Raw genomic sequence first — 12,606 nt, forward strand, 5'->3', positions numbered from 1 at the left:
AGCAAAAGCCGGGCGCGAGAAAACAGGGGAGGGATACCATGACGATCACACGACGGACGCTGCTGGCAGCGCCGGCTATTCTCGCGATGACGCCGGCGTTGGCGCAGGCTTCAAAAATCACACTGGTGGTGCCGTTTCCGCCGGGCGGATCCACCGATGCGATGGCGCGGCTGCTCCAGAGCCATCTGCAAACCAAGCTCAACCGCATCGTCATTGTCGAGAACAAGTCGGGCGCGGCAGGCGCGCTCGGCGCGGCGCAGGTCGCCAAGAGCCCGCCTGACGGCTCGACGTTCCTGGTCACCTTCGATTCCCATGCGGTGATCCCCTCCATCCTCGACAAGCCGCCCGTCGATGTCGAGCGCGAGCTAATGCCGGTGTTGCTGGTCGGCACCGCGCCTTACGTGATCGCTGCCGGTGCAGGCCGCCCCTACAAGAGCTTTGCCGACGTGGTGGCGGCCTGCAAGGCGACGCCCGGCGCGGTGAAATATGCCTCCGTCGGCATCGGCACGCTCGGCCATCTCGCCATGACCGTGCTCGGCAACAAGGCCGGCGTCGAGATCATGCACGTGCCCTATCGCGGCGGAGGCCCCGCAATGAACGACGTGCTCGGCGGCCATGTCGACCTGATCGCGGGATCTGCGGCGCTGGTCGCAGCCCAGCTCGGCACCAACATGCTGCGTCCGATCCTGCAGCTCGGCCGCGAGCGGCTGCCGGGCCTGCCGGATACGCCGACCGCGATCGAGGCGGGCTTTCCGGATTTCGAGACGCTGGCCTGGTGGGGCATCTTCGCGCCCACCGGCACGCCGCCGGACATCGTCGCAGGCCTCGCGACGGCGTCCAAGGAGATCCTGAGCGAGCCCGCGACCGCCGCCCAGCTCAAGGAAACGCAGCAGATGACGCTGCTGCTCGAGGACGCTCCCGCCTTCAAGACCTTCTTCGACAAGCAGGTCGCCATTTGGGGCAAGGTGGTCAAGGACAACAATATCCGGGCATGAGATGACCGGCAGCCCTCCGCATTGAGCAACGCGGAGGGCTTCCGATCCCCCTTCCGCTTTGATATGAAGCCCCGGTAACCCGCTCTGCGGGTTCCGCGGTCCCGTAGCTCAGCCGGATAGAGCGACGGTTTCCTAAACCGTAGGTCGGAAGTTCGAGTCTTCCCGGGATCGCCAGTTTTTCAGTGAGCAATCGTCGCGTTTGATACGCTCGTCGGCGCAAAAATTGCTAGAAGCGCGAAGCTTCCTCCTGGCCCGGGCTGACTGCCGCCCCGCCTCGCTGCCATATCCGGAGACGACAATGCCTTTCGATTTGATCCTGCGCGGCGGCCGTGTGGTCGACCCGTCCCAGAAGCTCGACGCCGTGACCGATGTCGCCTTTTCCGGCGGCAAGGTCGCGGCGATCGGCAGTGGGCTCAAGGCGGATCCGGGCACCGAGGTGCGCGACGTCTCTCGCTACATCGTGACGCCGGGACTGATCGATCTCCACACCCATGTCTATTGGGGCGGCACGTCGCTCGGCATCGACGCCGAGGAGTTCTGCCGTCTTTCCGGCGTCACCACCGCGGTCGATACCGGCAGTGCGGGGCCGGGCAATTTCGCGGGCTTCCGCAAGCATGTGATCGAGCCGAGCCAGGTTCGTATCCTCGCTTATCTGCATGTCTCGCATGCCGGCATTTTCGGCTTCTCGCACCGGATCATGGTCGGCGAGAGCGAGGAGCTGCGGCTGATGAATCCGATCGAGGCGGCCAAGGTGGCCGACGCCAACCGCGATCTCATCGTCGGCATCAAGGTGCGCGTGGGGCTGCATTCCTCGGGCACGTCGGGCGTCGTGCCGCTCGACATCGCGCTCGAGGTCGCGAACGAGGTCGGCATGCCCCTGATGGCGCATATCGATCATCCGCCGCCGAGCTACGAGGAGGTGCTGGCGCGCCTGCGCCCCGGCGACGTGCTCACCCATGCGTTCCGTCCCTTCCCCAACACGCCTGCGACCGCGCAGGGCACGGTGAAGCGGGCGGTGCTCGACGCCCGCGAGCGCGGCGTGCTGTTCGACATCGGCCACGGCAAGGGCTCGTTCGCATTCAAGACCGCGCGTGCGATGCTCGCCAACGGCTTCTATCCCGACACCATCTCGTCCGACATTCATCAGCTCTGCATCGACGGCCCGGCCTTCGATCAGGTGACGACCCTGTCGAAATTCCTGTGCATGGGCATGCCGCTGTCCGACGTCATCGCAACCTCGACCGTCAACGCCGCGATGGCGCTGCGGCGCCCCGAGCTCGGCAGCCTCAAGCCGGGCAGCGTCGGCGACGCCACGCTGATCTCGGTGAGGGAAGGCCAGTTCGACTATGAGGACGTCGTCGGCGAGCACCTGATCGGCGACCGCAAGATCGTCTCCGAAGGCGTCGTGATCGGCGGCCGGTGGTGGCATCCGAATTGAGCGGCAGGCCGTTCACGCCGGCTTGATTACAACGACCTCGCGATCAACAGCTTCATGATCTCGTTCGTCCCGCCATAGATCTTCTGGATGCGGGAATCGATGAAGATGCGCGAGATCGGATATTCCTGCATATAGCCGTAGCCGCCGAACAGCTGCAGGCATTCGTCGGCGGTCTCGACCTGCTTCTCCGAGCACCAATATTTCGCCATCGACGCCGTGACGGTGTCGAGGTCCTTTGCGACCAGCCGCTCGATGCACCAGTCGACGAAGACGCGCGCGATCATCGCTTCGGTCTTGCGCTCGGCGAGCTTGAAGGCGGTGTTCTGGAAATCCATCAGCGGCTTGCCGAAGGCCTTGCGCTCCTTGGTGTAGTCGACGGTGAGTTTTATCGCGCGCTCCATAGCCGCGACCGCGCCGACCGCGAGCGCGAGGCGCTCCTGCGGCAATTGCTGCATCAGCTGCACGAAGCCCTGGCCTTCCTCGCCGCCGAGCAAATTGTCCGGCGGCACCGCGACGTTGTCGAAGAACAGCTCAGACGTGTCGGAGGCATGCAGGCCGATCTTGTCGAGGTTGCGCCCGCGCTTTTATCCATCCGCGCTTGAGGTTTCGACCACGATCAGCGAAATGCCCTTGGCGCCGACATCGCCGGTGCGCGCAACCACGATGACGAGGTCGGCAGCCTGGCCGTTGGTGATGAAGGTCTTCTGTCCGTTGATGACGTAGGAATTGCCCTGCTTCCTGGCGGTGGTCTTGACGGCCTGCAAATCCGAGCCGGTGCCGGGCTCGGTCATGGCGATGGCGCCGACCATCTCGCCTGAAGCCATCTTCGGCAGCCAGCGCTTCTTCTGCTCCTCCGAGCCGTAATTGAGGATGTAGTGCGCGACGATGGCGCTGTGCACGGAGACGCCGGTCGTCAGCTCCGGCACCGTGCTTTCGAGGTCGTCGAGCACGGCGGCATCATAGGCGAAGGTGGCGCCCAGGCCGCCATATTCCTCCGGCACGCTTGCCAGCAGCGCGCCCATCTCGCCGAGCCCGCGCCAGGCAAAGCGGTCGACCATCTTCTGCTCGCGCCATTTTTCGGCATGCGGGGCCAGATCCTTGGCAAGATACTTCCGGAACTGGTCGCGGAAGATTTCGAGCTCTTCGGTCATCCAGGAGGAGCGGTAGGACATGGTCACCTCGGTCAATGCGGCTTGCCGGCCTGGTTAGGCCAGCCTTTGGCGGCAATTATTGTGTTTTCAGGCTGTGCCGGTGACGCTACCAAGGCGGCCGGAGCAGCGTCTATCGGGATGGTTGATTGTGGCTGTCAAAATCCAAACCGTCAAAACCAAAGAGCTCAAGCTCGACATCGCGCGCATCGGCACGGTCTCCGCGATCCTGACGCAGCCGGACAAGGCGCGCGCCTGCTACGTCCTGGCGCATGGTGCCGGTGCAGGGATGCGGCATGCATCGATGGACAAGATTGCGGAGGGGCTCGCTGCTCGCGACATCGCGACCTTCCGCTTCAATTTTCCTTACATGGAAAACAAGCAGGGCCGTCCCGACCAGCCTGCGGTCGCCCACGCCACGATCCGCGTGGCAGTCGAGGAAGCCGCGCGGCTCTGCCCGGGTGTGATGCTCGTTGCGGGTGGAAAATCCTTCGGCGGGCGCATGACCTCGCAGGCGCAGTCCAAGGCTCCGCTGCCTGATGTCAAAGGGCTCGCCTTCCTCGGTTTTCCCCTGCACGCCGACAAGAAGCCGTCGACGGAGCGCGCCGAGCATCTCGCCCATGTCGAGATCCCGATGCTGTTCCTGCAAGGCACCCGCGACGGGCTCGCCGATCTCGGCCTCCTCAAGCCGGTCATCGCCGCTCTTGCCCCGAAGGCGACGCTGCATGAGATCGAAGGCGGCGATCACTCCTTCGCGGTGCTGAAAAAGTCCGGCCGCACCAATGAAGAGGCGCTGACAGAGGTGCTTGATACGCTCGCGGCCTGGATCGACAGCCTCGCCTGAAATCTCACGCCGAATATAGCCCCTTGTCGCGCGCCTTCTGGATCGCGAGCGCGGCGATCAAGTCGAGCGTCGGCGTCGACAGGCCGGCGGTGCGCGCGAAGGCTTGGGGCGCCTTTACCAGGACGTCGATCTCCATGGCGCGGCCGAGCTCGTAATCCTGCAGCAGCGACGGCTTGTGGTTGGGGGCGGGGCCGCTGCGTGATACGCGCTTGACCTCGGGGATAAAATGCTGAGCGATCTCGTTGGCCTCGTTCAGCATCCGCGGAATGACATCCGCAAAGGCGGGGTCATCGCGCACGCCGCGCGCGGTCTGGCCGGTGAGCAGGCACAGCACCGACAGTGACATGTTGGTCAGCAGCTTTGACCAGATCGCCTCGCGGATCTCGGCGACCGGCGGCGATTCCAGCCGTGCGTCGCTGAAGACACCGCGGAGCGTCGTGATGCGCTCGCAATTGCGGTCGTCACATTCGCCGATCAGCAGGCGGTTGCGGTCCGGCGTCAGGTTCTGCACCACGCCGGGCGCGATCACCTCGTTGGAGGAGAAGACTACGCCGCCGACGATCCGCTCTTTCGGAATGCAGGCGCGCAGGCGTCCGCCCGGGTCGAGGAAGGAAATGTCCGGCGGGGTCGGGTGCCGCGGCGGCAGGCCGATCCGGTACCACCAGGGAATGCCGTTCTGCGCGAACACGATCGCGGTGTTGTCCTGCAGCAGCGGCTTGAGACTGGAGACCAGCCCGGTCAACGCGGTCGCCTTCAAGGTGCTGATCACGACGTCCTGCGGGCCGAGCTGGGCCGGATCGCCGGAGGCGTTCACCTTGGCGGAGACCTCGGAATCGCCGACGCGCAGCTTGAGGCCGTTGGCCCGGACCGCCTCCAGGTGCGCGCCCCGCATCACGCACGAGACCTCGTGGCCGGCGCGGGCCAACCGAACTGCAAGATGGCTGCCGACGGCGCCCGCGCCGAAAATGCAGATGCGCATGTGATGTCCGTCCCTGATCCCTTGATGCCGCCCCGCGGCAGCATGACACAAGCCGCCATGCGATGGACGCGGCTGCCCTACGCTCGAAAGATATGGATCAGGGCGCGGAGCCTCGGTCATAGTGCGCGCCAAACAAACGAGCGGAGGAACACCGATGACCGACAGCCCCGTCCTGTGGACCCTGGATGGGCGTGGGGTTGCGACCGTCACGTTGAACCGGCCGGAGGTTAACAATGCCTATGACGGCGCGTTGATCGCAGGCGTGCTCGCGGCCATGGACGATCTCGGCAGCAAGCCCAACCTTCGCGTCGTCGTGCTCAAGGGCAATGGCAAGCATTTCCAGGCTGGCGCCGACCTCAAATGGATCAACGGCGTGCGGCCGCAATCGAGCGAGGCGAACGAGGCGGCGTCGCGTGCGACGTTCGAGGCTGTGCAGCGGCTCAACACGCTGCCGATCCCGACGGTCGCGCTGGTCCAGGGCGGCTGCTTTGGCGGCGGCACCGGCGTGATCGCGGCCTGCGACGTCGTGATCGCGGCGGACAACGCGCTGTTCTCGATCACCGAAGTGCGCTGGGGCCTGACCGCGGCCATCATCATCCCGCAGCTCTGCGATGCCATTGGTGTACGGCAAGTCCGCCGCTACGCGCTGACAGGTGAACGTTTCGGCGCCGAGGACGCCCGTCGTATCGGCCTCGTCCACGAGGTGGTGCCGCTCGCCGATCTCGACGCCGCCGGCGCCAAGGTGGTCGAGCAGTTGCTTGCCAACGGATCGGAGGCGATGGCCGAGACCAAGCGGCTCGCGCTGGAAAGTTCGTTCGGCGGCATGGCGGTGGACGATGCCGCCTACAAGCGGCTCGTGCATCTGCATTCGCTGAAGCGACAGAGCGCGGAAGCCGCGGAGGGGCTGGCGTCGTTCGCGGAAAAGCGCGCCGCGAATTGGGCAGGTGCTAAAAGCTGAACGCGAGTAGCCCGGATTACGCTTCGCTCCATCCGGGCTACGGGCTTTTACAGCGACGTCGCGAGTGACCTTTTCAGCAAAGTGAGCAGCGCCTGTACCGCGGCGGCATTGCGCCGCCGTTCAGGGATCGCAGCCTTCACCCACAATTCCGGAATCGGAAACTCGCGCAGCACCGGCTTGAGCGCGCCGTCGCGCAAGGCGCTCGCGACGAGATAGTCCGATATCAACACAATGCCGTTGCCGGCGATGGCGCTGCGCGCCAGCACTTGGCCCTCGTTGCAGGACAGCAGCGGGCTGACCTGGACGCTGATGCGGCCGCGCGGCCCGTCAAAGATCCATTCGGGGCCGGTCGGTAGAAAGCTGAGGCAGCGATGATCGACCAGATCACGCGGATGTTTTGGCGTGCCGTGTTTCTTCAAATAGGCAGGCGAGGCGCAGAGCAGCCGCTTCAGCGGGCACAAGGGTTCGTCGACGACACCGCCAAAGGAATGCGGGAAGGCGCCGATGGCGATGTCAAAGCCTTCGGTGACGGGATCGACCGGACGGTCGAACAGCACGATCTCGAGCTTGAGCCGCGGGTTCTGGGTCTGGAAGGCGGTGAAGACGTCCGCAAGCCGCGCGACCGTCAGCGAGGTCGGGGCCTTGATGCGCAGATGATCGACGAGATCGTGGCCCTTCTCGCCCATGCGCGACAGCAGATCGGCGGCGTCGGTGACGACGCCGCGGGCGCGATGCACGTAGCGCTGGCCGGCCTCGGTCAGCCGCAATTGCCGGGTCGAGCGATGAAACAGTGGCGTGCCGATCCGCGCCTCCAGCTGCGTGACGCGCTTGGCGACCACCGACGTCGAGACGCCGAGTTTTCGCGCGGCCGCGGAGAAGCCGGTGGCGTCGGCGGTCGCGAGGAACGCCTGAAGGTTTACCAGGATGTCCATCTTCGGCCTTTCGCGATTCGAGAAAGGTGATCGCCTATTTTGGCGGATTGTAGCTCGATCCGGGTTAATTCATAGTCCGGCCCAAGCAAAGGATTTCAGGGACAGGACGCGCCATGCAGGCCATGACGATCGAAGAACCGGCGCGCCAGGTGCCGCTTTACGGCGAATATGAAGTCGTCGTCCTCGGCGGCGGTCCGGCCGGCATCGTGGCGGCGGCCTCAAGCGCACGCGCGGGACGGAAGACGCTGCTGATCGAGCGGTACGGCTTCCTTGGCGGCATGGGCACCGCCGCAGGCGTCACCAATTTCTGCGGCCTGCACGGCAATGTCCACGGCGAGGCCCACCGGCTGGTGCAGGGCATGGCGTCGGAGTTGCTGGCGCGGATCGATCGCTTGAACGGCCTCAACGCGCCGCATCTGATTCTCGGCAAGGTCTTCGCCCAGGCCTACGACACCGCCGCCTACAAGATCGCGGCCGACCAACTGCTCGCCAGTCACAAGGTGCACATCCTTTTCCACGCGCTTGGTGCCGGTGTGGTGATGGGCGATAACCGCCGCATCGATGCGCTGATGGTCGAGACCAAGGCCGGCCGGCAGGCGGTGCGATCGGAGATCTTCATCGATTGCTCCGGCGACGGCGATCTCGCGGTTTGGGCCGGCGCGCCGTTCGAATTCGGCGACGAGCACGGTCATCCGATGTATCCCTCGATGATGCTCCGTCTCAACAACATCGACCCGGAGAGGGCAGGCGAAGCCTGGCGGACCATTCCGCAATTGATGGAGCAGGCCACCGCCGCCGGCACCCACACATTCCCGCGCAAGAGCGCGATCGTGCGGCCGCAGAAGTCCGGGATCGAATGGCGGGTGAATTTTACGCAAGTGGCGCGCGAGGACGGCCATGCCATCAACGGCATCGAGCCTGATGATCTCACCCGCGGCGAGATCGAGGGCCGCAAGCAGGCGCTGGCTGCGTTCGAATTCCTGCGCACCGTGCCGGGCTTTGAAAAATCCTACATCGTCGACCTGCCGCCGCAGCTCGGCATCCGCGAAACCCGCCGCATCACGGGCGGCTATCAGCTCAGCGGCGAGGACGTGCTCGGCTGCGCTTCGTTCGAGGATTCCATCGGGGTCAATGGCTGGCCGATCGAGGCCCATGTCCCCGGCGACGTCGTCTTCACCTTCCCGCCGATCCCGGAATCGCGCGGCTATAACGAGCTGCCTTACCGCATGCTGGTGCCCGAAGGCGTCGATAATCTGCTGGTCGCCGGCCGCTGCGCCTCGATGACCCATGAGGGCCAATCGGCGGCCCGGGTCTCCGGTGCCTGTTTCGTGATGGGGGAGGCGGCCGGTTCCGCGGCAGCGCTGGCGCTCTCCGGAAACCGGATCCCGCGTGACATCCCCGTTGAAAAGCTGCAGGAAACGTTGAAACAACAGGGCGCCTTTATCGGACGGGACCAGCCCGTGCCTGAAGGCCTGTAACCGACTGCAAGATATCGACGGCGGAGGAAACGAAATGATCGGGATTGTGCGGCTCGCGCTAGCTGGCCTGATGGCGATCACAGCGATGGGCACGGCCCGAGCCGAGGGCGCGCTGAAGGCCAGGATCGGCGTGCTCAGGCTATCCTCCTCCGCGCCGGTGTTCATCGCGCAGGACAAGGGCTATTTCCGCGAGGCCGGCCTCGACGTCGAGCTGAAATTCTTTGATGCGGCGCAGCCGATCGCGGTGGCCACCACCTCCGGCGACATCGATTTCGGCGTGACCGCCTTCACCGCAGGTCTTTACAATCTCGCCGGCAAGGGCGTGCTCAAGGTGATCGGCGGCATGAGCCGCGAGAAGGCCGGCTATCCCCTGATCGGCTATTTCGCCAGCAACAACGCCTATGCGAGCGGCCTGAAGACGCCGAAGGACCTCGCGGGCAAGCGCGTGGCGATGACGCAGGTTGGCTCCTCCTTTCACTATTCGCTCGGCCTGCTTGCCGACAAATACGGTTTCAAGCTCGCCGACGTGAAGATTGTGCCGCTGCAATCGCTGTCGAATGCGGCGGCCGCGCTGAAGGGCGAGACCGTGGATGCAGCGCTGCTGCCGATCTCCACCGCGCGAAAGCTGATGGACGACGGTGGTGCGAAGTTTCTCGGCTGGGTCGGCGACGAGACACCCTGGCAATTGGGCGCGGTGTTCGCCTCACCGAAGACGCTGACCAACAAGGTGCTGGTGACGAAGCTGCTCGGCGCCTTGGCAAAGGCCGACCGCGAATATCACGACGTCATCCTCGCCGCGATGAAGGACGGTGTCGCGCCGATCAATGACAAGACAAAGCCGCTGCTGGAGATCATCGCCAAATATACGAACCTCCCGGTCGAGCAGGTGGTCGGCAACTGCGCCTATATCGATCCCGACGGCAAGCTGGATGTGAAGAACGTCGACAACCAGATCAAATGGCTCCAGGAGCAGGGTTTTGCCGACAAGGGCTTCGACGCGAATGCGATCATCGCCAAGGAGTTCGTGAAGGCGGATTGAGAGTAGAACGCAGTCCATGGACCTGATCGCCAACCACATCACCCATCGCTTCGGCGATCTCGCCGTGCTCGACGACGTCTCGTTCACCGTCAGCGCGGGCGAGGTGGTGGCGATCGTGGGGCCGTCGGGCTGCGGCAAGAGCACGTTGCTGTCGATCCTCGGCGGGCTGTTGCTGCCGACCTCCGGCGCGCCCGAGCTGCGTGGATCGCCGCCGGCGGACAGCCTCAATCCGCTCACCTTCCTGTTCCAGGACTTTGCGCTGCTGCCCTGGGCGAATGTGGAGGAGAACGTCGAATTCCCGCTGCTGCACACCCAGCTCTCGGCCGTGCAGCGCCGCGCGCTGGTCGAGGACGCCTTGCGCCGCACCGGCCTGACCGATTTTCGCAAAACCTATCCAAAGCAGCTTTCCGGCGGCATGCGCCAGCGCGTCGGCATTTCGCGCGCGCTCGCGGTCAGGCCGGCCATTCTCCTGATGGACGAGCCATTGTCGGCGTTGGATTCGCAGACCCGCGAACTGCTGATGGAGGATTTCGTCCGGCTGCTCGCCGATGGCGGCATGGGCGCCGTGTATGTCACGCATAATCTCGAAGAGGCGGCGCGGCTTGCCGACCGCATCGTGGTGCTGTCGCGGCGCCCTGGCCGCATTCGCGAGGTCGTGAGCGTGCCGATGACGCGCACCGAGCGCGGTGACATTGCAGCCCGTGAAAAGCTGCTCGCGCTGCAGAACCAGATCTGGTCGCTGATCCGCAACGAGGCGATCGATGCCGAGCGCGAGGTCCAGCATGCTTGATCGCGCTCCGGCGGGAACATCGACGAAGGATGAAGCGGTCCGGCGCGTCCGCTTTCGCGGCGCCGGCTTCGTGCCGGCGAGCAGCCGTTTCGGCGGCTGGATCGCGCTCGCGCTGGTCATTGCGATCTGGCAGGCCGCCGGCAGCACCGGCCTGGTCAATCCGCTATTCCTGCCACCGCCATCGGCGATCGCGCGGGCGATCTACCAGCTCGCGATCTCGGGTGCGCTGTGGCAGCACCTTTCCGCGTCGCTCCTGCGCATCGGTGTCGGCTGGCTGCTCGGCACGGCGGCCGGTGTCGCGGTTGGCTTTGCCATCGGCCTGTCGCGTCTGGCGCGCAGCGTCGGCATCACCTTCATCTCGGCGCTGTTCCCGATCCCGAAGATCGCGCTGCTGCCGCTGTTGATCCTCTGGCTCGGCATCGGTGAAGAGCCGAAGATCGCGACCATTGCGCTCGGGGTGTTCTTCTCGACCGCGATCTCGGTCTATAGCGGCGTCGACGCGGTGCCGCGCAACCTCATCCGCATGGCGCAGAGCTTCAACGTTCCGTTCGCCACCATCGTGCGCAAGGTGGTCTGGCCGGGCGCGCTGCCCGCGATCCTCGCCGGCTTCCGCATCACCTCGTCGGTGGCGCTGCTGCTCGTCGTGAGCGCCGAGATGATCGGCGCGCAGTACGGCATCGGCGCGTTCGTGCTGCAGGCTGGCAATTTGATGCAGACGGATCAGCTGCTCGCGGGCGTGGTGATTTTGTCGGTGTTTGGGTTGATGGTGGGGAGGGTGATCAACTGGCTGGAGACGCGGCTGTTGCACTGGCGGTGAGGTTTACTCCGTCATTGCGAGCGCAGCGAAGCAATCCAGACTGTCGCCGCGGAAAGATTCTGGATTGCTTCGCTGCGCTCGCAATGACGATGCTACCAGCAGCGTACCTCACGCATTCCCGCGATCCTCCCGGAACAAATCCAGCTTCTGCTGCACGGGGCGATCCGAGAAGCTGAACAGCACCGCATCCATATCAGCCTCGTGCGTGACCCATTGCCAGCTCGGCACCACGAACAAATCGCGCGGGCCCCATTCGAACGTCGCATCCCCGATGCGGGTACGGCCGTGGCCCTCGATCGGACAGAACACCGTCGCGTCCGTCGCGCGATAGCGCGCGGTCTTGAAGCCCTTCGGCAGCAGCTGGATGAACGTGCCGATGGTCGGCATCGCGAAGTCGCCGGTCTCGGGGTTGCTGAATTTCAGCTTCAGCCCGTGACAGGCATCCCACTCCTGGCTCGCGCGAGCCTTCTCCAGTGCCTCGCGCGTGTAGGCATAGGGATAGCTGAAGATCGGGGAAGTCTTCGAGCTCCGCTTCACGTCGACCGGCAGCAGATTGTGGCCGTAGCGTGCAAAGCTGTCGCCGGCCGGCCTTGTAATCTTCTGCTGATCCTCGTTGGAGCCTTCCGCGAAAGAGCAGTCGAAGAACTGCACCAGCGGAATGTCGAGACCGTCGAGCCAGAACATCGGCTGGTCGGTCTCGTTGGAATGATCGTGCCAGGTCATCGACGGCGTGATGATGAAGTCGCCGGGCTCCATCGCGGTGCGCTCGCCGTCCACGGCGGTGTGGGCGCCCTTGCCTTCGAGCACGAAGCGCAGTGCCGATTGGCTGTGCCGGTGCGCGGGCGCGACGTCGCCGGGCACCACCATCTGCACGCCGGCATAGAGCGACGTGGTGATTTTCGACTGTCCGCGCAGGCCGGGGTTTTCCAGAACCAGCACGCGCCGCTCGGCCTCTTTCGCCGTGATCAGCTTGCCGGCTTCGGTCATGTAGTCGCGGATGATGTCGAACTTCCACAGATGCGGCCGGCAGGCGCTCTTCGGCTCCGGCGTGATCAAATCGCTCATGACCGTCCAGAGCGCGGTGAGATTCTCGCCGTCGATCTTCTTGTAGAACGCCTCGCGTTCCGGCGTCTTGGTCACGGCTTCCATGGTGCGGCTCCCGTCGCTTTGTTGATTGACAGTATACTT

The 12,606-nt window shown here is 64.9% G+C and carries 11 protein-coding genes, 1 tRNA gene and 1 pseudogene; 9 read left to right on the forward strand and 4 right to left on the reverse strand.

Annotated elements, in window-relative coordinates:
* Nucleotides 1–38 precede the first annotated feature (38 nt).
* From BcanWU425_RS03240 to BcanWU425_RS03250, 3 genes are all read left to right on the forward strand, one after another.
* Entirely contained in the window at nt 39–995 is a 957-nt protein-coding gene (locus BcanWU425_RS03240) for a tripartite tricarboxylate transporter substrate-binding protein (protein WP_018452977.1), read from the forward strand.
* Nucleotides 996–1,092: 97 nt separating this feature from the next.
* Nucleotides 1,093–1,169 (forward strand) — tRNA-Arg (locus tag BcanWU425_RS03245).
* A 124-nt stretch (nt 1,170–1,293) separates the two neighbouring features.
* Nucleotides 1,294–2,433 carry an amidohydrolase/deacetylase family metallohydrolase gene (locus BcanWU425_RS03250; RefSeq protein ID WP_018452978.1) on the forward strand — a complete coding sequence of 380 codons (1,140 nt, stop codon included), beginning with the start codon at nt 1,294–1,296 and terminating at the stop codon, nt 2,431–2,433.
* Between the two features lie 26 nt (nt 2,434–2,459).
* Here BcanWU425_RS03250 and BcanWU425_RS03255 read toward each other — a convergent pair.
* Nucleotides 2,460–3,605, reverse strand: a pseudogene (locus tag BcanWU425_RS03255) (acyl-CoA dehydrogenase family protein).
* Nucleotides 3,606–3,726: 121 nt separating this feature from the next.
* Here BcanWU425_RS03255 and BcanWU425_RS03260 point away from each other — a divergent pair.
* Complete coding sequence (locus tag BcanWU425_RS03260; protein WP_018452980.1) at nt 3,727–4,425, forward strand: alpha/beta hydrolase family protein; 699 nt, start codon at nt 3,727–3,729, stop codon at nt 4,423–4,425.
* A gap of 4 nt (nt 4,426–4,429) precedes the next feature.
* Here BcanWU425_RS03260 and BcanWU425_RS03265 read toward each other — a convergent pair whose 3' ends face one another.
* A complete protein-coding gene (locus BcanWU425_RS03265) occupies nt 4,430–5,404 on the reverse strand; it encodes a ketopantoate reductase family protein (RefSeq protein WP_018452981.1) in 975 nt (324 codons plus the stop codon).
* A gap of 154 nt (nt 5,405–5,558) precedes the next feature.
* On the opposite strand from BcanWU425_RS03265, the gene BcanWU425_RS03270 reads away from it, so the two are divergent.
* Nucleotides 5,559–6,362 carry an enoyl-CoA hydratase-related protein gene (locus BcanWU425_RS03270; RefSeq protein WP_204512774.1) on the forward strand — a complete coding sequence of 268 codons (804 nt, stop codon included), beginning with the start codon at nt 5,559–5,561 and terminating at the stop codon, nt 6,360–6,362.
* A gap of 47 nt (nt 6,363–6,409) precedes the next feature.
* On the opposite strand, the gene BcanWU425_RS03275 is transcribed toward BcanWU425_RS03270, so the two are convergent.
* The gene (locus tag BcanWU425_RS03275) at nt 6,410–7,294 is read right to left on the reverse strand and encodes a LysR family transcriptional regulator (RefSeq protein WP_204512773.1); all 885 of its coding nucleotides are present in this window, start codon (nt 7,292–7,294) and stop codon (nt 6,410–6,412) included.
* A gap of 113 nt (nt 7,295–7,407) precedes the next feature.
* Between BcanWU425_RS03275 and BcanWU425_RS03280 the strand changes: the two genes are divergently transcribed.
* From BcanWU425_RS03280 to BcanWU425_RS03295, 4 genes are read left to right on the forward strand one after another with little or no spacing between them, the layout of a single operon-like run.
* On the forward strand, nt 7,408–8,772 hold the full coding sequence (locus BcanWU425_RS03280; RefSeq protein ID WP_204512772.1) for an FAD-dependent oxidoreductase: 1,365 nt from the start codon (nt 7,408–7,410) through the stop codon (nt 8,770–8,772).
* A gap of 34 nt (nt 8,773–8,806) precedes the next feature.
* Nucleotides 8,807–9,811 (forward strand): ABC transporter substrate-binding protein, encoded by a 1,005-nt coding sequence (locus tag BcanWU425_RS03285; protein WP_085351609.1) that lies wholly within the window; start codon nt 8,807–8,809, stop codon nt 9,809–9,811.
* A 16-nt stretch (nt 9,812–9,827) separates the two neighbouring features.
* Nucleotides 9,828–10,601: an ABC transporter ATP-binding protein gene (locus BcanWU425_RS03290; RefSeq protein ID WP_204512771.1), complete on the forward strand. Its 774-nt coding sequence runs from the start codon at nt 9,828–9,830 to the stop codon at nt 10,599–10,601.
* Nucleotides 10,594–11,418 (forward strand): ABC transporter permease, encoded by an 825-nt coding sequence (locus tag BcanWU425_RS03295; RefSeq protein ID WP_018452987.1) that lies wholly within the window; start codon nt 10,594–10,596, stop codon nt 11,416–11,418. The genes BcanWU425_RS03290 and BcanWU425_RS03295 overlap by 8 nt, the downstream gene beginning before the upstream one ends.
* Before the next feature lie 108 nt (nt 11,419–11,526).
* Here the strand turns inward: BcanWU425_RS03295 and gtdA are convergent, their stop codons facing one another.
* On the reverse strand, nt 11,527–12,567 hold the full coding sequence (gtdA, locus tag BcanWU425_RS03300) for a gentisate 1,2-dioxygenase (RefSeq protein WP_018452988.1): 1,041 nt from the start codon (nt 12,565–12,567) through the stop codon (nt 11,527–11,529).
* Nucleotides 12,568–12,606 lie beyond the last annotated feature (39 nt).

Origin of the sequence: Bradyrhizobium sp. WU425 (assembly GCF_021052305.1) — a bacterium.
Classification (GTDB): Bacteria; Pseudomonadota; Alphaproteobacteria; order Rhizobiales; family Xanthobacteraceae; genus Bradyrhizobium; species Bradyrhizobium canariense_D.